27 protein-coding genes are annotated in these 22,216 nt (G+C 36.7%); 8 read left to right on the forward strand and 19 right to left on the reverse strand.

Translation table 11 applies throughout. The features are described from left to right. Nucleotides 1-225: 225 nt before the first annotated feature. Together AC3ANL_RS15650 and AC3ANL_RS15655 are read right to left on the reverse strand one after the other, a co-directional pair. Entirely contained in the window at nucleotides 226-678 is a 453-nt protein-coding gene (locus tag AC3ANL_RS15650; RefSeq protein ID WP_488325347.1) for a CBO0543 family protein, read from the reverse strand. Continuing rightward, nucleotides 611-1,615 carry a DUF2515 family protein gene (locus AC3ANL_RS15655; protein WP_488325348.1) on the reverse strand — a complete coding sequence of 335 codons (1,005 nt, stop codon included), beginning with the start codon at nucleotides 1,613-1,615 and terminating at the stop codon, nucleotides 611-613. Before AC3ANL_RS15655 ends, AC3ANL_RS15650 begins: the two co-directional genes overlap by 68 nt. A 199-nt stretch (nucleotides 1,616-1,814) precedes the next feature. Between AC3ANL_RS15655 and shc the strand changes: the two genes are divergently transcribed. Next, entirely contained in the window at nucleotides 1,815-3,683 is a 1,869-nt protein-coding gene (shc, locus tag AC3ANL_RS15660; protein WP_488325349.1) for a squalene--hopene cyclase, read from the forward strand. A gap of 22 nt (nucleotides 3,684-3,705) precedes the next feature. Here shc and AC3ANL_RS15665 read toward each other — a convergent pair whose 3' ends face one another. From AC3ANL_RS15665 to AC3ANL_RS15715, 11 genes are all read right to left on the reverse strand, one after another. After that, nucleotides 3,706-4,227 carry a mismatch-specific DNA-glycosylase gene (locus AC3ANL_RS15665; protein ID WP_488325350.1) on the reverse strand — a complete coding sequence of 174 codons (522 nt, stop codon included), beginning with the start codon at nucleotides 4,225-4,227 and terminating at the stop codon, nucleotides 3,706-3,708. A 47-nt stretch (nucleotides 4,228-4,274) separates the two neighbouring features. Next, the gene (locus AC3ANL_RS15670) at nucleotides 4,275-4,859 is read right to left on the reverse strand and encodes a YitT family protein (RefSeq protein WP_488325351.1); all 585 of its coding nucleotides are present in this window, start codon (nucleotides 4,857-4,859) and stop codon (nucleotides 4,275-4,277) included. A 234-nt stretch (nucleotides 4,860-5,093) separates the two neighbouring features. Then, a complete protein-coding gene (locus AC3ANL_RS15675) occupies nucleotides 5,094-5,507 on the reverse strand; it encodes a hypothetical protein (protein WP_488325352.1) in 414 nt (137 codons plus the stop codon). Nucleotides 5,508-5,538: 31 nt separating this feature from the next. Continuing rightward, nucleotides 5,539-6,426, reverse strand: coding sequence for a peptidylprolyl isomerase (locus AC3ANL_RS15680; protein WP_488325353.1), 888 nt, complete (start codon nucleotides 6,424-6,426; stop codon nucleotides 5,539-5,541). A gap of 19 nt (nucleotides 6,427-6,445) precedes the next feature. Further along, the gene (locus AC3ANL_RS15685) at nucleotides 6,446-7,621 is read right to left on the reverse strand and encodes a S1C family serine protease (RefSeq protein WP_488329740.1); all 1,176 of its coding nucleotides are present in this window, start codon (nucleotides 7,619-7,621) and stop codon (nucleotides 6,446-6,448) included. Between the two features lie 406 nt (nucleotides 7,622-8,027). Next, nucleotides 8,028-9,461 carry an ATP-binding protein gene (locus AC3ANL_RS15690; protein ID WP_488329741.1) on the reverse strand — a complete coding sequence of 478 codons (1,434 nt, stop codon included), beginning with the start codon at nucleotides 9,459-9,461 and terminating at the stop codon, nucleotides 8,028-8,030. Further along, nucleotides 9,433-10,134 (reverse strand): winged helix-turn-helix domain-containing protein, encoded by a 702-nt coding sequence (locus tag AC3ANL_RS15695; protein ID WP_488325354.1) that lies wholly within the window; start codon nucleotides 10,132-10,134, stop codon nucleotides 9,433-9,435. The genes AC3ANL_RS15690 and AC3ANL_RS15695 overlap by 29 nt, the downstream gene beginning before the upstream one ends. 281 nt (nucleotides 10,135-10,415) lie before the next feature. Then, complete coding sequence (locus tag AC3ANL_RS15700) at nucleotides 10,416-10,982, reverse strand: TetR/AcrR family transcriptional regulator (RefSeq protein ID WP_488325355.1); 567 nt, start codon at nucleotides 10,980-10,982, stop codon at nucleotides 10,416-10,418. A 211-nt stretch (nucleotides 10,983-11,193) separates the two neighbouring features. After that, nucleotides 11,194-11,388: a hypothetical protein gene (locus tag AC3ANL_RS15705; protein WP_488325356.1), complete on the reverse strand. Its 195-nt coding sequence runs from the start codon at nucleotides 11,386-11,388 to the stop codon at nucleotides 11,194-11,196. Between the two features lie 148 nt (nucleotides 11,389-11,536). After that, nucleotides 11,537-12,517, reverse strand: coding sequence for an alpha/beta hydrolase (locus tag AC3ANL_RS15710; protein ID WP_488325357.1), 981 nt, complete (start codon nucleotides 12,515-12,517; stop codon nucleotides 11,537-11,539). Further along, nucleotides 12,504-13,079 (reverse strand): helix-turn-helix domain-containing protein, encoded by a 576-nt coding sequence (locus AC3ANL_RS15715; protein WP_488325358.1) that lies wholly within the window; start codon nucleotides 13,077-13,079, stop codon nucleotides 12,504-12,506. Before AC3ANL_RS15715 ends, AC3ANL_RS15710 begins: the two co-directional genes overlap by 14 nt. Nucleotides 13,080-13,263: 184 nt before the next feature. Between AC3ANL_RS15715 and AC3ANL_RS15720 the strand changes: the two genes are divergently transcribed. Beyond that, nucleotides 13,264-14,142, forward strand: a complete 879-nt coding sequence (locus AC3ANL_RS15720; RefSeq protein WP_488325359.1) for a VanW family protein — start codon at nucleotides 13,264-13,266, stop codon at nucleotides 14,140-14,142. Between the two features lie 72 nt (nucleotides 14,143-14,214). Here the strand turns inward: AC3ANL_RS15720 and AC3ANL_RS15725 are convergent, their stop codons facing one another. Then, a complete protein-coding gene (locus AC3ANL_RS15725; RefSeq protein ID WP_488325360.1) occupies nucleotides 14,215-14,499 on the reverse strand; it encodes a hypothetical protein in 285 nt (94 codons plus the stop codon). 234 nt (nucleotides 14,500-14,733) lie between these two features. Between AC3ANL_RS15725 and AC3ANL_RS15730 the strand changes: the two genes are divergently transcribed. Next, nucleotides 14,734-15,444: a class I SAM-dependent methyltransferase gene (locus tag AC3ANL_RS15730; protein WP_488325361.1), complete on the forward strand. Its 711-nt coding sequence runs from the start codon at nucleotides 14,734-14,736 to the stop codon at nucleotides 15,442-15,444. 219 nt (nucleotides 15,445-15,663) lie between these two features. Continuing rightward, complete coding sequence (locus AC3ANL_RS15735) at nucleotides 15,664-15,915, forward strand: sigma-G-dependent sporulation-specific acid-soluble spore protein CsgA (protein ID WP_488325362.1); 252 nt, start codon at nucleotides 15,664-15,666, stop codon at nucleotides 15,913-15,915. 199 nt (nucleotides 15,916-16,114) lie between these two features. On the opposite strand, the gene AC3ANL_RS15740 is transcribed toward AC3ANL_RS15735, so the two are convergent. Further along, nucleotides 16,115-17,032: a YitT family protein gene (locus AC3ANL_RS15740; protein WP_488325363.1), complete on the reverse strand. Its 918-nt coding sequence runs from the start codon at nucleotides 17,030-17,032 to the stop codon at nucleotides 16,115-16,117. Between the two features lie 135 nt (nucleotides 17,033-17,167). After that, nucleotides 17,168-17,311 (reverse strand): hypothetical protein, encoded by a 144-nt coding sequence (locus AC3ANL_RS15745; protein WP_488329849.1) that lies wholly within the window; start codon nucleotides 17,309-17,311, stop codon nucleotides 17,168-17,170. Between the two features lie 835 nt (nucleotides 17,312-18,146). Here AC3ANL_RS15745 and AC3ANL_RS15750 point away from each other — a divergent pair. Further along, entirely contained in the window at nucleotides 18,147-18,929 is a 783-nt protein-coding gene (locus tag AC3ANL_RS15750) for a GNAT family N-acetyltransferase (protein ID WP_488325364.1), read from the forward strand. 63 nt (nucleotides 18,930-18,992) lie between these two features. Here the strand turns inward: AC3ANL_RS15750 and AC3ANL_RS15755 are convergent, their stop codons facing one another. Further along, on the reverse strand, nucleotides 18,993-19,331 hold the full coding sequence (locus AC3ANL_RS15755; protein ID WP_488329742.1) for a YmaF family protein: 339 nt from the start codon (nucleotides 19,329-19,331) through the stop codon (nucleotides 18,993-18,995). Between the two features lie 181 nt (nucleotides 19,332-19,512). On the opposite strand from AC3ANL_RS15755, the gene AC3ANL_RS15760 reads away from it, so the two are divergent. The 3 genes from AC3ANL_RS15760 to AC3ANL_RS15770 all read left to right on the forward strand — a co-directional run bounded on the left by AC3ANL_RS15760 (nucleotide 19,513) and on the right by AC3ANL_RS15770 (nucleotide 20,877). Continuing rightward, nucleotides 19,513-19,716 (forward strand): DUF1657 domain-containing protein, encoded by a 204-nt coding sequence (locus AC3ANL_RS15760; protein ID WP_488325365.1) that lies wholly within the window; start codon nucleotides 19,513-19,515, stop codon nucleotides 19,714-19,716. Between the two features lie 74 nt (nucleotides 19,717-19,790). After that, entirely contained in the window at nucleotides 19,791-19,997 is a 207-nt protein-coding gene (locus AC3ANL_RS15765) for a DUF1657 domain-containing protein (RefSeq protein WP_488325366.1), read from the forward strand. A gap of 19 nt (nucleotides 19,998-20,016) precedes the next feature. Further along, entirely contained in the window at nucleotides 20,017-20,877 is an 861-nt protein-coding gene (locus AC3ANL_RS15770) for a DUF421 domain-containing protein (protein WP_488325367.1), read from the forward strand. Nucleotides 20,878-20,923: 46 nt separating this feature from the next. Here the strand turns inward: AC3ANL_RS15770 and AC3ANL_RS15775 are convergent, their stop codons facing one another. Next, a complete protein-coding gene (locus AC3ANL_RS15775; RefSeq protein ID WP_488325368.1) occupies nucleotides 20,924-21,886 on the reverse strand; it encodes a DMT family transporter in 963 nt (320 codons plus the stop codon). Nucleotides 21,887-21,903: 17 nt separating this feature from the next. After that, a complete protein-coding gene (locus tag AC3ANL_RS15780; RefSeq protein ID WP_488325369.1) occupies nucleotides 21,904-22,107 on the reverse strand; it encodes a DUF2164 domain-containing protein in 204 nt (67 codons plus the stop codon). Between the last annotated feature and the right edge of the window lie 109 nt (nucleotides 22,108-22,216).

The following is a 22,216-nucleotide window of genomic DNA, read 5'->3' on the forward strand; positions in this document are numbered from 1 at the left end:
TATGTAAAAATCATTTTTATCATACACTGTTCGAAACAGAAAAGAAAGTTTAGACACTTAAAAACTTTCTTCAACCATTCATATTTCCATTATATTTGTGGTATTATATGAATACCCCTTCCGAACATTCGCTTGTTGCGGGACACTTAACCATGTACGGACGGAAGGGGCTGGTGCCATTGTTGGCATCAAGAAAGCCGAGACCCTTGTCTCGGCTTTTTATGATTAGCTATTCGGCTTGGCCATCCATTCATAAAACAAAGTAATGATGGTTAAGAATAAAAAATAACCAAAAAATGTAAAAATATGCTCCCATTTTGCTGTGTGAACAAACCAGCCCATTTCCTCTGCTAATTTTTCAAAAATCGGCATTAAAAGACTTACTAAGAATATGACTCCTAGTTTGCCCCATTTATTGATTTGCGATATGAAGCGCAAAAATATAAATACAATTATGGGGAGCCCAATTAATGTAAAAGCAATGTTTATTGAGAATATCGCAGATAATGGCCTAATTGGAAAGTGATAAATTTGTTTCCCGACAAAATATAAATCTAGATACGTGCCAAGCAAGGAAGCTAATATCATACTTCCAGCATAAAATTTAAAGCTAAAAGGTAATCGCTTTTTTGGCGAGAGTGGCAAGTTCGAGTCGTTCAAGTGTTTTACAGTATTCATCTTCAATCTCCCCATTAATTATCTCATCGTCGTCGCTTAAATAATCAACAATACGCCAATCTTTAAACCAATCTCCTTTTTCTGCTTCAACATGGTTTACATTTTTCCAAGCATTTTCTAAGGCTGGGCTATAGAGTTTCCTTGCCTCAGGCCTTAGCTGGCAGGATTTCATGCGAAGCTGATAGGGAAAGCCTGGCGTCCCTTCATTCACACTATTAAAAATATCGGGCCAATAATCCTTTCTAGAACCCGTGTGCGGATGGCTTTTCGCCCACTCTACCGTCAGATTGTGAATTTCCTTATTTTTAAAAAGGATGCTATAGAGTCTTTTTCCAAGTAAGATTCGTTCCTCTAAGGACTCAAACTGGTGAAGGGTTTGTCCTGCTATCTTCTTTTTTCCATACGGAAAGAGAAGATGGTTAAACGATAGCCAATCTTGAAGCATAAATTCAAATTTGTTTAATACCTCGTTTTGGTATTGTGGATTTTGAACGACTCTTTTTTCAAGATAGCTTTGTTCATTAATGACCATAGCAATGGACAGAACATAGGTGTCCCTCGTTAGCCAAAACTGATTCCAAATGGTTTCCATAAAGGTTGAAATGTTTAAAGAAGAAAATAAGTGAAATAACGGTTTCCTTTGCCTCCTACTTTCCTCATAAAGCAAGAATTGTGGATATATGTCTTGAAAAATCAGCCAATTCCCCCGTTCTAAAAACTTGAAAAATAACTTCCGATCTTTTTTTATCATCAATCGAGGTAAGAATTCACCCATTAGATCAGTCATGTTCCATCCGCCATTTCGTGAAACCATATGTCCTAAAAAAGCCCACTGGATTTCTGGAAAGCGTAGATAGTAGTCAAGATAGGCCTTAGTTCTTGTGACATTATTGAGATTCAGTTCCTGTGTAGTCCGGTTAATGGTCTCTAGCAGCATGGCTTCTGTCTTTGTTAACGACTGGGAAGTGGGCGGTATTTTACTTTTTTTCTTTAATTCTTCTGTAATACTTTGTAGTGGTGAGTTCTCGCGATTTCTCGTAAAAAAAATGGCACATGACCTCCCTTACGAATTCTCTAGACATCATGAGAATATGTATAGATGAGAATATTTTTAGGGAGAGGAACGTGGAATTAAGATGATTGATACAAAAAAAGACATCGATTGGATTATTGATAAACTTCGAAAAGACCAATCTCCCGATGGTTCATGGGACTATCCATTTGAAACAGGCATTTCCACAGATGCTTATATGATCATTTTATTACGGACATTGGAATTACATGATGAAGAATTAATTCAAGGGCTTACAAAAAGGATTGTAACTAAACAGGAGAAAAATGGAGCATGGAATCTTTTTTATGATGAAGGCGAGGGAAATCTAACTGCGACAGTGGAAGCCTATTATGCTTTGCTGTATTCAGGTTACTATCAGAAAGAGGATCAACGTTTACGGGCAGCAAAAAAATTCATCTTAGCTAAGGGCGGATTAGAGGAAGTTAGTATGTTTACAAAGGTCATGCTCTCTATAACAGGGCAATATCAATGGCCGGCATTTTCCCCGCTGCCAATCGAAATCGTGCTACTGCCACTGCATTTCCCCATTAACTTTTATTCATTTTCTGTATTCGGTCGCGCAAACTTAACCCCAATCATGATTTTGGCTGATAAGAAATTCACAATAAAGACATCAAAGAGCCCGGACTTGTCACATTTACATTTACATCGAAATGAAAAGGACCAACCATGGTTACGCTCCCCAGAATTCCGTTCATTGCATTCATTTTTAAAGGATGGGGTTGAAAATTTACTAGGCATGCCTGAACAACTGCACCAAATAGCAATCGAACGAGCTAAAAATTATATGCTCGACCGAATTGAGGCGGATGGAACCTTTTATAGCTACTATAGTTGTACTTTTTTAATGATATTTGCCCTTTTATCACTTGGATATAAAAAAAACGATCCTATCATAACAAAGGCTGTAGACGGTATTAAATCGATGATGTGTGAAATCGATGGCTTGCCCCATATGCAATATACGACTGCCAATGTGTGGAACTCGTCATTGGTTGGCTTTAGTTTGCAAGCTGCTGGAGTTTCACAGGATGATCCTATGGTCGTTCAGGCCAACCATTATCTGCTCAGGCGGCAGCAGCATAGGTTTGGAGATTGGGTGATTCATAATCCAAAAACGCTGTCAGGCGGCTGGGGCTTTTCCCATGTGAATACAATGGTGCCAGATGTCGATGATACGACAGCTGTCCTTCGCTCTATTTCACGAGTGGTACCGACGCAGCTGCAAGCATGGGACCGTGGAATCACATGGCTGCTTTCTATGCAAAATGATGATGGCGGCTGGCCGGCTTTTGAAAAAAACACCAATTCCAAACTATTACAGTTTCTTCCTATTGAGAAAGGAGAATTTATACTTGCTGACCCCTCTAGCGCAGATCTTACGGGTCGTTCACTTGAATTTCTTGGCAACTATACCAATTTACCAAGGGATCACACAGCTATAAAAAAAGGGATTCATTGGCTTATGAAAAATCAGGAAAAGGATGGCTCTTGGTATGGGAGATGGGGAATATGTTATATATATGGGACTTGGGCAGCTCTCACCGGTCTTCCTGCAGTTGGGGTACCGGCTAATCATTCTTCCATTCAAAAAGCTGTTAAGTGGTTAGTTGAAATTCAAAATAAGGATGGGGGCTGGGGAGAATCCTGTCATAGTGATAGCAGGAAAACGTTTGTCCCCTTAAATACCAGCACATTAACACACACAGCCTGGGCACTGGATGCACTGGTGTCGATTTCAGAAAAACCAACTCCTGAGATTCAAAAGGGAATCACTCATTTACTTGACTCTCTTGAAAAAGAGGATTGGACCACCGCCTATCCAAAAGGTCAAGGCATGGCAGGAGGCTTTTATATTCACTATCACAGTTACCGCTATATCTTCCCTCTATTAGCACTGTCCCATTATCAGAAAAAGTTTGGATCATAAAGAGACACATCGGTGGTTAAATTTACCGCCGATGTGTCTCTTTTGAAATAAATTCAGCAAGCTGTTTATAGATTTCAACAATATCATCCATTTTCATTCTCACTAGACCGCTTGAGGACGGGCCAACAAAATCGGAAACCCCTGGCACTACCGACTCAGGTTGCGTTCCCCACGGAGCCACTTTTTTGCCACTGTATTGCTGGTAGACACCTTTTCCCACAAAACAAACCACCTTGGGTTTATAGTGTTCAATTTTCCGCTTTAAAATTTCTCTGCCCTCTTTGTATTCTTCCTTGGTTATTTCATCCGCTGCCTTTGTTGGTCTTGCTACGATATTAGTAAAACCGTACCCTAAGTCTAAGAGGTGGTAATCCTCTCTTGCATCATATTTTCGCGGCGTCAATCCTGCTTCATATAAAATCTTCCAAAACCGATTGTTAGGATTGGCATAATGGTGCCCTAGTTCACTTGAGCGAATACTTGGATTGAAACCTACAAATAAAATGCTTAAATCATTTTTTAAATGATCACTAATGGGATTCATAATAAGTCTCCTCATTTTCTAATAATTCTACTGTACCAATTCAAATATTATTTTGTAAATCCATGTGGATCTTGTATAGAAGTAATAAGTGTTGCAAGCAGACCGATAATCGAGATAATTAGCAATGAGAATAGTAATCTAGGATCCTTAAGAAGCACTAGACCGGTTAAGATGATGACCGCATCGATTACAACCATGATTACTCCTACATTTATCTTGGTCCATCTGGCCACTAATAAGGCAAGTAAATCCATGCCTCCAGGACTTATTTCGTTTCTAAGCATGACCCCTACCCCAACACCAATAATGATTGCACCTAAAATAATGCTGCTGAAAATCGGCAAACTGATAATTCCATTTAAGGGTATTAACAATTCCACCATGATTCCAGAAATGATGACTCCCATTAAACCGTTTTTGAAAAGGGAGCGATCTGATTTATAAGCCATTAGGTAAACGGGTATATTTAGCATAATAAAGGCAATGCCTGCCTTAACTCCCCATAAATATTTTAACAAGAGGCTTATACCAAAAAACCCCCCATTAATCAAATGAAAGGGAAGTATAAAACCGTTTATACCAACACTAATCATTGTACTGCCGAATCCAATTATGGCCAATTTTTTCAGCAAAAAATCAGCCCTTGTCCAAGTTCTTTATAATCACTTATATGAAACGAACTAAAACTTCATTCCATTAGGAAATGGAATGACCTAGAAATGAAAAATAGAGCCAAGTTAGGCTCCATTTTCTAAAAAAGTGTTATAAACATTAAAACATTCCTCACCAGTAGATTTATAGAAGCAATTTATACAAGTTGAAAATAAATACTCCTCGGAGTTGATGATCCCGATCTGCCAGCCTCTTTAGTGAAGATACTTTTTCCGAGCTGTGAACCGTCTTCGGTAGACAAATTTCCTTAGGTCATTATCTTTCAAGTTCCCATCATAAATCAAAAATAATAATGACTGAAGTTCCGGATACTGCTCTAGGACGAAAAGGGCGAACTCTTTACGTTCGTCCTTCAATTTCATCTTAAAATCGTCTTGTTCGACAATTTCATTCAATTGTTCCTCATAATATGCCTTTGTATCTTCCCACTTTACTTTTCGTCCCTCCAAAATATCACGGGCATACACTGGTAATTTGCCAAGAACTTGATCGATATAGCCTTCAGACCACATGGCCATTTTATCCTTCTCAGATAGCTCAAAAACCATATTCATCAGTTCAATATCATCTCCTTGACTGTTGGCTGCGTATTTGCCTACCCGATTCACTTTGTTCACCTCTTGATTCTTGATTGTTGAGTTATGCTTCTTCTAGTGAATTTTCAATATCATAATCCTTTTTCTTCTTCTCTAGCCATGTTGTATACTCAGAATCAATTTTTTGATCCAGCAATGTTTCTTTAATTTCACTCTTACTCTCATCATAGTTTGCTTCTTTTGCTTCCTTTTTAGCCTCAACTTTAATAATATGGTAGCCATAATCAGTCTTGACAGGATCGCTTATTTGATTCACCGGCAATGAAAAAGCAACCTCCTCAAATCCGGTTACCATTGTCCCTTTTGGAAAATAGCCGAGCTCCCCGCCTAAATCCTTTGTCCCAGCGTCTGTGGAATATTCTTTCGCTAAATCAGCAAAATCTCCACCATCTGTAAGCTTTTGTTTCACTTCTTTTGCCGTTTTCTCATCTGCAACAAGAATATGACTAGCTTTTACCTGTTCTGCTTCTGCATACGAATCTTTGTTTTGTTCAAAGTAAGTTTTTATTTCCTCATCGGTAATCGCAATTTCGGGTCCTATTAATTTCTTAATGGTTAAATAACTTTTTAAATCCTTCTTAACCATTGCAAGGGTTGTATTATTACTCTCAAGAGTTTGATTAAATACTTCTTTACCTCCATATGATTCTTGCAGCTTTTCTATTTCTTTATTCACAACGCTATCGGAAATTTTAATTTTTTGTTTTTTTGCCTCTGCAGCAACAATCTTATCTGCGAGGATTTGATCAACAGTGGCCCTGCCATAAAGTTCGACCATTTTATCGTATAATTCATCCTTACTAATCGACTCACCATTAAATTTGGCTATAGCATTATCCTTCTTTAAGGTAATGCTTAGCAAAATTCCAGCTGCCACAATGAATATCAATAGAATTACCACTATCTTTTTATTTTGCTTCAATAATGTCATTCCTGTACATTCTCCTCTTCTATTCCGCTAGCTTGACATTTAAATTGGTTTTCTTTCCATCGCGATATACTTCGAATTTAATGCTGTCACCAGTTTTTACTTTTGAATATAAATATTTTCTTAACTCAGTTGAATTTGCAATCTCCGTACCATTCATGGATACGATCAAATCTTTCGGAGCGAATCCGGCCCGGGCAGCTGCAGAATTCGGATCAACGTTCATGACCAAAACGCCTTTATTGACATTCTCAGGCAGGTTTTGCCAGTACATTTGTGGAACTTCGTCTAAATCAGCAAGGCCAACTCCAAGATAGGGACGGTCCACTTTTCCACTCTTTATTAATTGATTAACAATTGGAATTAGATCATTACTTGGGATTGCGAAACCTAATCCTTCTACCCCGCTCTCAGAAATTTTCAAGCTATTGATACCAATTACTTGACCTTGAGGGTTGATTAAGGCCCCACCACTGTTTCCTGGATTAATGGCCGCGTCTGTTTGAATGACGTTTGTGTCCCAATTTCCTGCGGATGTTGACATCGAAATGCTTCGGTCGATAGCACTGACAATTCCTTGTGTAACCGTTCTTGATAAATCAAGGCCAAGTGGATTCCCAATCGCATATACTTGGTCACCAGGTCTTAGTGTCGACGAATCCCCAAAAGCAGCAGTAGTCGTGACATATTTGGCATCAATTTTTAATACTGCCAAATCTGTTAACGCATCTGTACCAACCACTTCAGCCGTTGTCTTTTGGCCATCAAATAAGGAGATTTCAAGTTTTGAAGCCCCTTCGACTACGTGGTTATTAGTTACAATATAGGCAGTACCATTATTTTTTTGAAAAATAACCCCTGATCCGGAACCACTCTCAACGCTTTGAGAAGCATTTGAATTTGATTTTGAATTTGAATTTCCCCATGGATCACTATTTTGCATTTGTTGATAGTTTACAATCCCGACTATTGCTTTAGAAATTTTTTCAACGGTATCAGCAATGGAATTTTTGGACGCAGCAGTTGGTTGAGCAGTTACTGGTTTTACAGCTGAGGTAGTATTCGCTAAGCTGCTTACTTGTGGATCTTCTCCACTAGAATTAAGGTTTTTCATGTAATCCGTATGAGGCAAGACAGCTAAGGTCAAAACAGAACCAATGACTCCCGCAGCAACGGTCGATAAAAATCCTCTACCCATTCGTTTTTTAGGTTTGGATGGACTGGACGAACGGGTTTGTTCACCCACTAGGGGAGGAACTGTACCTATTGTATCGGGTGTTTCGACACTTTCCTTTGGTTCTCCTGGTTCTTCCGGTTCGTTAGATCCAATTGTGAAAGTGGCATCCACAGCATTTTCGCTATGCTCTTCAATTAAATGGTCTTCAGTATTTGTATGTTCAGTCATCTCTGATGAATTTGGCAGATTTTTTTCGAATTCATTGTCATTTTTAAATTCCATCTTAATCGATCTCCTTTGCTTTGTTTCTTAACTTGACTTTACTTTAGCTTACAAATCTTAAGAAAGTATTAACAAACTTTAACGAGAATAAGAAATTATCTAGAAATATTAAAAAAGCTGCAGGACATCCCGCAGCTTTTCGTAATTATTCCTTCATTAGTCGAATGACAAATTTGGTTCCCTTTCCTTCTTCACTAAACACTTCAATCTCTCCATTATGAAGTAAAACTAATTGCTTAACAATCGACAACCCTAGCCCAAATTCGCCATATGGGGTACTGGTTCTTGAAATATCCGCTTTATAAAAGCGACGCCAAATGTTCTCGATTTCTTTCGCATCGATGCCAATTCCTGTGTCCTCCACTTCAATAATGGCCATATTTTGCTCTGTTCTTCCTCGGAGCCAAATCGTTCCATCCGCAGTGAATTGAATACTATTCTTAGTAATATTAATTAAAATTTGCACCAGTCGGTCATAATCGGCATTGACAACAATGTCTGCGTCTGCCTCTACAAGAATATGATTATTTTTCTCCTCTGCCTGCATGCTTAATTGCTCTTGAATAATTTCAAGCACTTCGATAAGCTGAATATTTTCCTTAAGTAGCTTGATTTGATTCGAACGGATTTTTTCATAGTCAAGGTTTTCATTAACAAGTCGAATAAGCCTTTTTGCTTCTTGACTTACTAGGTTGATCCCGCGCTCTTTGTCATCCTCGGGAATCATATCATTTTTTAAGCCTTCAATCACGCCACTTATGGTGGTTAATGGTGTCCGCATTTCATGTGAGACATCAGCCATAAATTGCCGGCGTCTATTTTCAAGACTCTCGATTTCTAACATGGATGTATTAATTTTATCAACCATGTGGTTAAAGTCATTGGCAAGTTCACCAATCTCATCAAAATTAGACGAGTTTACTTTTACATGATAATTCCCCTCAGATACTTGTGATGTGGCTTCACGTAGTCGCTTTATACGATGAACGTGTATCCTTGAAAGAAACCAGCTTTGTAAAAAGGAAACTAGAAAGGCAATAAGGATGGTATACAATAAAAATTTGTTAATTTGATTGATCATTTTACTTGAACCACTGATAGGTGATGTTAACAACACACCACCGAAAAATCTTCCGTTTTCAATGTAAGGAAGAACTACAAAAGTGACACCTTCCTGTCCAAATCTTTTGTAATCAATTGGGATAATTAACGTTTGCCCCTTTGTAACTAAATCCCATTGTTTTTCAGACAAGTTCTTGATAGCTGGCCCTTTTTTGTTAACCAAATACAGGTTGCCGTTCTGATCAAACATACTAAAGCTCATTGTTCTCGCATCTAATACATTGCTGTATTGATTAATTGTTTCATCGTAAGCAAACGAAGTAGGCGAATCTTTCAAATCTGATAAAATGGCCCTCCCATATGAAATGAGTTCGTCGGCTTTGTTTTCATAAATTAAATTTTCTACATAATGTGTAAACAAGATGCTTAACAATAAGAATGCCACGATAATAATACTGATATGACTAAAGAACTGTTGGTACATGTACTTAAATTTCATCGGCTTTGTTTGAGTCATCAAACTTATAACCTACTCCCCACACAGTATGAAAGAATGGCTGCGAGGCTGTTTCTACTTTTTTTCGTAATCGCTTGATATGGACATCAACCGTTCGTTCATCACCATAAAACTGGTACCCCCAAACCCTTTCGAGCAATTGCTCTCGTGAAAATACTTGGCGGGGATGTTCCGCCATATAGTAGAGTAAGTCAAACTCTTTCGGGGTTAAATTGGTAACCTGCGTTTCATCCACAAAAACTTCTCTCGTAACTTTATTCACCTTAAAGTGATCCGTTTTTAACAAAGTTTCGTCTTCTTTATGTACTTGTGTCTGAACTCTCCGGGTTACCGCTTTAATTCTGGCCATAAGAGTAAGGGGACTAAACGGCTTGGTGACATAATCATCTGCCCCCATTTCCAATCCCAGCACTTGATCAGATTCACTATCCTTCGCAGTTAACATAATAATCGGAACAGTAAACTTTTCTTCTCTAATTTTCCGGCAAATGGAGACCCCATCCATTCCAGGCAGCATCCAATCGATAATGAGGGCATCCCAAGGACCACTTTTAAATCGGTTATAACCCTCTAAACCATCATTAACAAATACACCGTCAATCCCTTCTTTAGCAAAAAACATTTCAATCATGCTACAGACACTTTTATTATCTTCAATCACTAATATGTTCAATATAAGTCATCTCCCAGCGAAAACTATTCCTCCCTATAGTTTAAACGAATTTTCCACCATATCAAACCTTCTGCCCCAATCTTCCCTACTAATTAATACTTTGTTCATAGTTTATTAATAATTAACGTAAAGAAAGACCTTTAAAGTTTCAAGGCCTTTCTTTTTATCCCATTTGGCTCTGATAAACAATAGGGTTGATGAGGGAATCAGTGAGACCTCACAGAGCCTTCTATTTCCGGTTTTAAATTTCCCTAATACCACAAAAAATAAGCCCCTCTCTATCAAAATACTTGAATTCCCTTTAATATCATTTCAACAAAAATCTCTGCTACTTCCCGATCCGAATAATTTCCATTTGGATTAAACCAGTTGTAACTCCAGTTTATAATCCCCAAAATTCCAAAGGTAATAATTGAGGGGTGTAATTCTGGACGGAAATCACCATTTTCCATGCCAGCCATAATTAATCGCTCAATATTTAAGCGGAATTGGTCACGCTTTGGGATTATTAGCGCTAACCGCTCCTCACTCAAATTTTTTAATTCCCTAAAGAAGATTTTTGCAGCGGAACCACGGGTTTTTATATCCGAAAGGAGCATACAAACAATTTCAAATAATTTTTCTTTACAGTTCTTTGTTTCATCTGTAAAAATCCGCTCTTGTTGAATAAGTAATTCATCGATATATCCCAAGTGAATATCCATTAGTAATTCTTCTTTACTTGAAAAGTAATAATAAAACGTACCTTTAGTAACTCCGATTGAGTCAACAATATCTTGAATCGATGTTTCGCTAAATCCTTTTTTTTCAAATAAGCGGATGCTTTGTTCGGTTATCTTTTCTTTCACCGCTCTGACCTCTCAATCTTCGTTTATTATTTCAACTATACTAACCAGTTAGTATGTTATTTTTACAATAATAACAGTGATTAATAAATATTAAATTTTTCTAAATATTCTAATAAATTACTTCGTTTTTTATAACTCCTCCTTTTCCGAAAATAACTAAAAATGAAATGATAATGGCCGAGAAACATGGACTCAATCTCGACCTTATTTATTAGTATCGCTTGAAGGATTTTTTTTGTTTGTTCATTACCTCATATGATTTTTCGATTATATCTGTTAGGACATCTCCCTTATAAATTCTGCCAAGCTTTAATCCCTGTTGATAATACTGGACAATTTCATCCAGTTTTGCAGATGTTTCTTTCGCAATTCTAACATTTAATTGAATTCTTTCACTTTCTGTCATCTTATACACTCCTGTCAATATATTAGCACTTTGCTAGCATTTTTCTATTCATTAGTTATCACATGCTACTATACTATATTTCTCCATTTTTTTCATTAAAAAATGGCTATCATAATGATAGCCAAATCTATTGAAATTATGAATCATTTTAATTGATACTTGCAGTCTGCACTAATGAAGGTTCGATAAAGTGGCTTTGAAGCCATGTCTCAAGCAGCTTTTCCAATTCCGGATGAATGGGTAGGCCACCCTCTGCAATAATATCTTTTTTTACCGTAAACATAGTGGAAGTCGATGTAACTAATTTACAAGAATGACCCATATTATTGATAACTTGGTACTGCGCATCCCCTTTTGCATATTTTGACAAATCTTTTAGAGCTGCAGGATTTGCCTGGATATCGCGGGCACCAGTAATCGCCAAAATCGGACAAGTAATTTTAGCTAAATCTTCCCTCACATCATAAGCAAAATGTTCGCGAATCCACTTTGCATTTATTTTAACAAATGTCACCTTCATGACATCCTTGGCTGAATTTAGTACCTTTTCTATATATTTTTGTGCTTGTTTTTCCACCTTGTTATGTGCTCCAAATAAACGTAGTAAAAAACCTTGAAATCCCTTGGCAGTCAAAATATCTTGGGTGGCAAGATCCCTTTGACGATTAAGTGCCTCGCTCAATCTCTCTACAGCCCCGGATAATAAAATTAAACCTCCCAGTTCTTCTCTTGCGGCAACTGCGGTTCCAATGGTGCATCCTTCACTATGTCCTAATACAATCACTTTTTCAGGATCCACTTCGGGAAGGCTTTTTAAAAATTGGATTGCGGCTTGGGCATCATCAACCAAGTCCCATAGTCCCGTCGTTAAATAGTCTCCTTCACTTGCGGCAACGCCACGCTTGTCATAACGCAAATTAATTAATCCAATCGCGGATAAACATTCGGCTAACTGGCGGTATAGCTTCAAGTCGAGCTTTTCATTTACTTTTCCGTTACGGTCTAATTTTCCTGACCCTGATATAATTAAGATCGCCGGCTTTTTTGTGTCATGAATTTCTGGTAAACTTAGTGTCCCCCTAAGCGCAACTTTACTTTTTATTGTAACTTCTTTTTCAATCATCCTCATGGTTCAAATCCCCCTGTCGATTTTCAATATTTTGGTCTGGAATAATAATGGTTGCTAACGTTCTCTTTCTCCTGCCCTTTTGGGGCTTCTTTTCGGTTACTTTCATATATAAGCCGGTTAAGTCCTTAATAAACTCAAGAAACTCCTCATCACTTAAGTACAAAGATGTTTGCCTAAATGCCACTCCGTCACCGACTAAGTCGATTTTATCTTGACCTAAGTATCTTTCGTATTCGCCCATTAAATTGGCCATGAATTTAATAAATAAACCCATATGTTCATCTTTTGAGATATTGTTTAATTCATTGGGACCAAAAACAACCTTCTTAGGATCTTGGATAGAATACACTTTTTCAACTGTACCTCGGTTAGGAATTTCATCTACAATATGAATGACCTCTGCCTCTACAAGTTTTTTGATATGACGATATAGGGTTGCTTGTGGGATATCTGGGAGTAATTCCTTTATTTGTTGGGCTGTAATTTGCTGGTTTAGTAAGGACTGAATGATTCTCATTCGTATCGGATGTAAGATTAAATCAACTGTTGATTCTTTTGTCATTTTAATGGAAGCTCCTTGAACTAATATTATTATTATCAATAATGATAATATTATAAGTAATGATTTCTGTAAAGCCTTTTTTTGGAAATTATCAATTGAATTTTTATTTTAATAAATTTATCGTCATTTTCCCTACATGAAATAGCCATTTTCTCCTTATATTAAAATGAGGAGGCGTGCAATCATGATTTTCCCATGGATATTTAGCATTTTATTAACGGTTCAACCATTAACTGCACCTGAAACTTTATCAATAACAAAAGACGGTAACAATGTAACCATCATCAATCGCATGGATTTCTCCTATCCGTATACAGATTTACCGATTTTAGATTCTAATAAATATAATCAATTTCTAGACCAATTAGATAAACAGTTTTCCATAGAACCTAATAATGCCTTATTAGATTCAAATGGAAATATTGTTGAGGAGAAAATTGGTTCAAAAGTTCACCGTCAAGTCTTTACACAACAATTTTATGCTTATTTTTTCTCGCATAAACCAGGAAGCCTGGAAATCCCTATGTTGTCTGTTTATCCAAAGGTGGATAGTGAGTTACTCGCAGATATTCGAAGTATGCGAATCGGACGCTATGTTACTTCATTTAATTCACGTAATCACAAACGCTCCACCAACATTGAGTTAGCTACAGAGGCTATCAACAATTATGTAGTTTTTCCAGGTGAAAAGTTTTCTTTTAACAAAGTCGTCGGAAAACGTACAGCTTCCAAGGGTTATTTACGTGCTCCTGTTATTGTTAGAGGGGAGTTTTCAGAAGACATTGGAGGAGGTATTTGCCAAGTTTCATCTACTTTATTTAACGCGGTGGATAATGCGGGACTCAAAATTGTTCAACGTTTTTCTCACTCTCGGAAAGTTCCTTATATACCACCTGGACGCGATGCAACAGTAAGTTGGTATGGACCAGATTTCGAATTTAAAAATGTATATAACCAACCTGTTTTAATACGTGCTAGAACACTTGGAAATTTGTTAATCATCCAAATCTATTCATCAGATACTATAAATTACATACCAAAAAAAATCCCAACAGCGCCATAAAAAAAGCAAAGGGGTCAGACCCATCATAGTTAGGTCTGACCCCTTTTAAAATATCCACTTTTGTGTAAGTGTTTAAAACTCATCCGTATTTTTACGATTATTGTTCAAAGCACTTTCCAATAATTCCTCAGAGAATTCGGTTAGAGCAACATTATTCATCATATTAAGGTTGGGTTTTTTTGCAAAATTTCTCACCACATTCTGCAAAGGAAGTCCAAAGTCCTTTCGCTTTCCTTTTGTTACTCCAAATACTGCAGCACTTAATCCAAGGCCGATGAGAGATGCCCATAACGGCCCTCTGCTTTTTCGTTTAGGTGTAAACACATTGAAAAACGACAGCCTTCTTAGATCCCTCATTTACAGCACTCCTTCTTCATTGTAATGGAAGTTTATATGTTTCCCCTCCATTGTTTAATTTGTTCTTTTTTAATGAATAATATGTTTGAAAAACGGTGTTTGCTTTGTTATAAACTGGGATGTATAGAGACTAAATTTTTTCTATCAATAGGAATCAAAAATAAGCATTTTTTAGCAAAGAACCACTCTCTGCTTTTTATCATACAATGCAGAAAAGATTATTAGGTGGTGTCTATGGGAGGCTTAACTTATTTTGATTTCTTAGCGAAGTTTGGTGTTGGAGGAGCCCATCCTGGTGGGATCCAATTGACACAAAATATTCTTGCCAAAGAAAATATTACCGAAAGCTCCTTCGTTTTAGATGCAGGCTGCGGCACAGGACAAACAGCAGCGTTTATGTACCAGCAATATAAAGCAATAGTCTCTGGTATGGATATTAATCCTATAATGATTGAAAAAGCGAAGTCCCGCTTTCAGGCACAACAACTCCCCATCTCATTAATTCAAGGATCCATTGAAGAAATTCCATTTGCTGATCATACCTTTGATTTTATCCTTTCTGAGTCTGTTTTAGCTTTCGTGGATAAACCAAAAGCCCTGAAGGAATTTTACCGAGTGTTAAAGAAAGGCGGACGTTTAATTGCAAATGAAATGACAATGAACAAAAGGATTAGTCAACAAGAAGAAAGTAAAATCATGAAGTTTTATGCACTTGATTCATTATTATTTGAGAGTGATTGGCACCGATTTTTACAAGAGGCTGGTTTTCACAATGTTGAATTAGAAGCACAAAACCAATCACTTAGCAATGGAAATCATTCGCCTGAATTTAACTTTTCAAAGAACTTTGAACCTGAGTTATTTCAAATTCTCAATGAGCATGGAAATATTGTTTTAAAATATCATAATATTTTAAGCTACCGTATTATTACGGCTACTAAATAAAGAAAACTCCACCCCTTGGTTCTCTTTTGAAAAATTGGGGTGTTTTATTAGTCATCCAAAATGAACCACCATGGTCTTTGTCTACTATTCCCTGTATATTTAAATTTTCACACTGGCAATAAGCGTATATTATGACTTACACATCGAAAAATAAGACGAGACTACCATTAAAGTTTCTACACTACTCAGATAAGGACCATGAAAGGATGAAGCAGGATTATGGATAAGACATTGGGGTACTTAAAGGAAATATTATCAAACTATACAGACAACCATACAGAGGGGAGGCAACTATATAAAAAGTTAACAAATGGTGCTTATTCTTCAGAAAGCACTTTTGTTCGAGATTTAAATCAAAAAGAAATAAATTTTTTAAATCATATCCTTCCTGAAGAGATTAATTATGCCAAAGCGGAACAAGATGAAAAAAGGGCTTACCAATTAAATGAAGTATATGAGCTATTATTTTAAAAATTAAAAAGGATGGCAGAATTATCTGTCATCTTTTTTGGAAATATTTCATATTTCGCGGGCACTATTTCCTAGGTAAGCGCATGATATGACAAAACTTGATCTTTGCAAAGATGGATTTTCCCCACCTTTTGACATAAATCATCGGAAATTTACAATACCCCATCATAAATTCCCCCAAATCGACACCATTCATTTTTTAATGAATTTCTCTTTTCTTAAATCTTCCCCCTCGAACTTCGGCAATATCCGCTACTGCTAAGAAGGCACTATCGTCATTTTCGGTTACAATTTCCTTCAATTTTGCTTCTTCAAGTCGATTGATAATACAAAAAATAACTTTTTTATCATCCCCCGAGTACGCTCCCTCTCCGTTAAGGTAAGTAACACCACGACCTAGCCGATTTAGTATAGCATCACCAATTTGTTTAGCATTATCACTAATAATCCAAACAGATTTAGATTCATCAAGGCCAGTAATGGTGATATCAATCGTTTTGTACGCAACAAAATAAGCAATTAAGGAATACATTGCCCGATCCCAAGAAAATACGAAACCAGCACTTCCAAGGATGAAAAGATTAAAAAACATAATAATTTCCCCAACCGAAAAAGGAAGTTTGTTATTAAAGAGAATGGCAAGAATTTCGGTACCATCTAATGAACCCCCGTACCGAATAACCAAACCTACGCCTACGCCGAGAACAATTCCGCCAAAAACAGTCGCAAGCAGGATATCTTGAGTAAATGCTGGAACAGGATGAAGTAAAGTGGTACCAATTGAAAGTATAATAATTCCATAAAGAGTGGATAAAGCGAAGGTCTTACCAATTTGTTTGTAGCCAATAAAGAAAAAAGGTATGTTAAGAAGAAAAAGAAAAATCCCTATTTTCCAACCTGTTATAAAAGATAACATGATCGAAATCCCTGTAATTCCACCATCAATAACATTATTGGGAACGAGAAAGATTTCAAGCCCCACGGACATTAATATAGCACCTAGTGTGATCAACAATATTCGTTGGAAAATCTTCCCCTTAGTCAATCCACGGTGATGCGTTTTTGTTATGATCGCTTCCTGCTGTTCGGTTAAACTAAGATCTTGAATTCCTGCCATTATCTTGCCCCTTTCAAGCTGTATTTTAGTAACAGTATAACGAATTTCTGCTCCTATTTATATTAAAATGCTTACTTTCCTAACAATGGATTTTTCTAACAAAAAAACTGCCTAAATATAGGCAGCATTTTATTGTTAACTTGGGTCTACTTCGTCAAAAGAAAGAGTTGTCACACTCGTATATTCTCCATTCTCTACTTCATTTTCTGTGGCACATTGGTCTAATTCTTCCTGGTCATCTATTCCTGGCGCAAGTGTTGGTTCTTTTTTCTTCAACAAATTTGTCAGCTCCTTTTCCAAAGATATTTTCCGTCATTTCTGAGCAAATATACAAATTTATGGATATAAATAGCCGCCCCGTTTTTTGGTATAAATCCAAAAAAAGAAGCTACTTCATTTTTTGAAGTAACTTCTTAATCATGATTAACACCTTAGGGGACCCAACCATGACATCAGCCAATATTTCCAACGAATCATTTCCTTTTAGTTATGGTTCAAGCTAAATGGAAACTATTGAAAGCTTAGCCGATGTGTGTTTGTTCCGTTGAAGGAATTAATTCACATGTGATTTAATGGAATTCAAATTCCTAAAAAGAAACAAATTACGAATTGACACCGATTGAAACTCATTATTCCTTCATTTGGATCATCAGTTTCTTGGCAATATACCCTTTGATAAGGTTTCAGTTATGGATACATCAGTAAACTGATTCTTTTTTATTGATGCATTAACCTATAAATCCTTAACATTTTCCTTTGATATGGTCTCTATGAAATTCATAGATCATTATGAAAGGTGTTTGTTTTGGATTTAAACCTTTCAATCGGATTTTAATCGCTCCACCTACCAAATGTTTGTTTGGAATAGCCTTACTACTCGTTCACTAACGGAACGAACACGTATGGTTGAGTCTCCTAAGATGTTAACTTATATTATCTTTTACACTTATAGTATATCACCGAATTTTTAGAATTAATCAAAAATTTGTGGCAATCCTGTGAATTTTTAGGATTTTTTCAAGTTATATTCATTGGACCTGAAGTATACTCTTGAAAAAATGTTGAAATTTCAGTATTGTTTGATTATTCTAAAGGATGCGAGGGGGAGATATTCATGATTAGAAAACTAAAAGAAAAAGATCATAGGCAAGTGCTTGCCTTCTTGAAGGAAGACCCTTCATTAAATTTATTTATTATTGGCGATTTAGAAGCATTTGGTTATGAATCGGATTTTCAAGATATTTGGGGAGAATTCAATCACAATGGAGAATTAAAAGCAGTCCTTCTCCGTTTTTACCAATCGTTTATTCCATATGCAAAAGGGGAATTTGATGTAAACGGGTTTGTATCTATAATAAAAAATTATAAGCAGCCCCTTTTTCTTTCTGGAAAATCTGAACTAGTTGAAAAGTTTGAGCAGTTTGATGAACTAATGCTAGGAAAAAAGCAAGTAACCTTTTTTGCAGAATGCCGAACCGATCAACTACTTGAAAAAACGAATATAGAAATTTATCAGGCTCGTGTAGAAGATGTAGACCAAATTATCGAACTTCGCAGTACCATCGAAGAATTTCATGTAAGTTCTGACGCTAAAGAAATGTTGCTAAAATCAATAGAAACAAATACCTCAAGGACTTATTATACTCAGGAAAGCGGTGTGATGACATCCTGTGTGTCAACAACCGCTGAAAATTCGATGTCAGCAATGATTGTAGGAGTTTGTACAAGAAAAGATTATCGCCGTAAGGGTCTTGCAACCGCTATTATGCATAAGCTTTTTCAGGATATTTTAAATGATGGGAAAATTCTCTGCCTTTTTTATGATAATCCCGAAGCAGGAAGAATTTATAAAAAGCTTGGATTTAAAGATATCGGTTTGTGGACCATGCATCGCTAACAGGTCTGTAAGTGTTTCAATTCCATTTAAAAAACCAACCTTTAACAAGATTGGTTTTTTTAGTTATTTTGACCCTGGTGCCGGCTGATCTACGCCTTTTACGTGGTGGCTATGACCATCATCTTCTGTGGTTTGGAAGTCATAATAATGGACATGCATTCCATTCCCAACAGGTATAGCTGGTCCTGAGTAGGCACGATAGTGATGTGTATGGCCATTCTCAAATAACACATATCCTTCAGTATAATGTATATGCCCGCCGTCTTGGGTCGGTATTGGTGGAGATGTAATATCCAAGCATTGGTGGACGTGACCTGAACTTACTCCCGTGTAATCTACTGAACCATGATTATGCTGAGGAACAAATCCTTGGGCAAAGTCATCCTTTCCGATTTTTCTAATTTTAATCACCTCATTTAATAACGTTAAGATGTTATAACTATATGCTGCTAACCTAAAAAAAAGTAAAAAGTTAAATTGGAATATTTTTTCTCTCTCTATATTCTGCTTCCCATACATAGGCAGCCAAATTCTCCGCATACTATTTTTGTATTTCAATTTTATTACGAAAGAAGGACTATTGATGACAGTAGGAGTACAAGTTAAGCAAGCGTTGGCAGGTTTAAAAAGTGCACAGGCAAGTTTTGAAACTTTTGCATTAGCAACCGAAAACAAAAATGCCAAACAGCTTTATCAACAAGCGGCCCAGCAAACTCAATCCGTTCTTGATAGCTTGGAACCACGCTTGCAAGAAATTATAGCTGAAGAACCGCAGTACAATCAATAAAAGGGAAGATCGGTTGGCAGTTCTGCCAGCCCCTTTTTCATTTTTTCCATATCCAATGAGAGGAAGTTTTACTTATGACCATTGCTTCAAATGTTAAGCAATGTCTTTTTACCATTAAAGGAATTGAAGCGCAGCTGTCTTCTTTAGCATTAAATTCACTTGAAAAGGAAGCTCAAGCTATTTTCCATGAAACAAGTTTAACTATTGGAAATATAAAAAAGGACCTGCAATATCGCATTTTAGAACTTGAACGAAATGAACCACAATACAAAGGTTCTTGAAATTTTGAGGTGAAAATTTATGCCTGGTTGGACTTTTATTATTGGTCGATCGTTACTTTTCTTGTTGCTTTTATTTATTACCACAAAAGTACTTGGCAAGAAACAAATTTCTGAGCTGTCATTTTTTGAATACGTTGCCGGTATTACCATAGGAAGTATTGCTGGTGAGGTGGTTACAGGACTAGAAGCAAATATGTACCACGGTATTCTCGCTGTTGCTGTATTTGGTTTAGTAACATTTTTAGTGGATTTTTTATCCATTAAAAGTAAAAAATTCAGTGATTGGGCAGAAGGAAAAGGTACCGTTGTAATTCAAGATGGAAAAATTTTAGAAGAAAATTTAAAAAAAGAAAAGTATACAATTGATGAACTTTCTGCGCTGTTACGGCAAAAGAATATTTTTAAGTTCGCAGATGTAGAATTTGCAGTCTTAGAACCACGTGGAAATTTAAGTGCCTTATTAAAAAGAGAAAATCGTCCTTTGACACCAAAGGATTTACAAATGAAAATGCCCAATGAAAAAGAACCCCAAACAATTATTATGGATGGGAATGTCATCGATGAGTCCTTACGATGTGCAGGAAAAGGCAGAGGCTGGCTAATTACCGAGTTAGACAAACTAGGAGTGACTCTCGATAATGTGTTCCTAGGTCAAGTTGATTCGTTTGGTGAACTCACCGTTGATTTATATGATGATAAAATACAAGTACCTGAACCCGCTCAACGTCCTTTACTGTTGGCGACTTTAAAAAAGGTACAGGCAGATTTAGAAATCTTTTCTCTTGAGACAAATAGCGATGCATCTAAAGCAATGTATAAGAAAAATGCTGCACTGCTTCAAGAATCAATTGATAAACTATCACCATACCTGAAATATTAATGAATAAAAAAATCCTTATCATCTGAGTTGATAAGGATTCGCTGCTCTATACATTAACATTCCTACTCGTTACCATTTTATTTGATATGTAGCTATGCAGGATCATTCCTAACATTACCAATGCCATCCCGCTCCATGAAAGCGCTGTTGGTATGACCGAATGTAAGAGTAACAATTCACCTATTACAGCGAATAATACTTCCATAGATTGTGTAGCTTCAACGGCTGCCAGCTTTTGCATGTTTCCTCTAACAAGGTCAGTTGCATGAAAAAATAGAACTGTCGCAATCACGCCAGAGGATATGGCAACAAGTCCTGATTGGGTGGTTTGCCCCAAGCTTGGCGGTCCCTCTTTAATTAAACCATAAACAGATAAAACAAGCCAAAAGGGCAAGCTGGCGAGCGTCATTCCTAATACACGCTGAAAAACATCGAGACGCCCTTCACATACCTCCATCATTTTTCTATTGCCTAATGGGTAGGCAAATGATGCCACAACAACAGGTATTACGCCTAATACGAAAGAAAGTATAGACAAATGATTGACTTGTTCTATTTGCATTAAACTAATACCAAGTAAAATAATTAATGACATTCCTAAGCCCTTGAACGGAATTATCCCCTTCATTTGAATGGTGCACGTTCCTGTTTTTACAGTTTCATAAAAAAGTGGTGCCAGCAAAGACCCTGAGATAATCGTAATTTGCCAGGTTGCTGCAATTAACCAGCCTGGGGCAAATGCAGCTGAAAAACAAATGGGTGCATAAAACAAACCAAAGCCAATCGTACTCCAGAGCAGCCAGGCACCAGGCCGCTGTTTCATTTCTACATACAAGGGTTTTAAATTCTTTCTAGCAATTACGATCAGGATAAGGAAAGGAATCATAAAAAAATACCTTAAGGATGCACTCCATATCCAGCTCCCTCCTGCCAATTCCATTGATCTGTTCAAAATAAAGGTAAATGCAAAAAAGAAGGCAGCCAATATGCCTATAATGATGGGCCGCATGTTTCAGTCTCCTTTTTTTACAGTTTTTTCTCCAGTGAGAACAAATCCTCTTCGATTACAGACATTCTTTGTTCTACTAATTGCCGGGCATCCTTGACAGCTGCATTATAAAAGTAAGGTCCTAATTCATTTTTAAAAAAATCAAATGCATTTTCTGCTGCAATAACACCAATTTCTTCATTTCTTTCTTCATAAAAAAATCGCTGGATTTCAGAAATCATTTGATCTTTTTGTTGTTTTGTGAATTGAATTAACAGGGTAACCGCTCCTTTTCAATATAGATATAGTGTATTTTCTACTAAAAAAGGGAAACCATCAAGTGATTTCCCA

The organism is Neobacillus sp. DHD-1R (assembly GCF_057747995.1).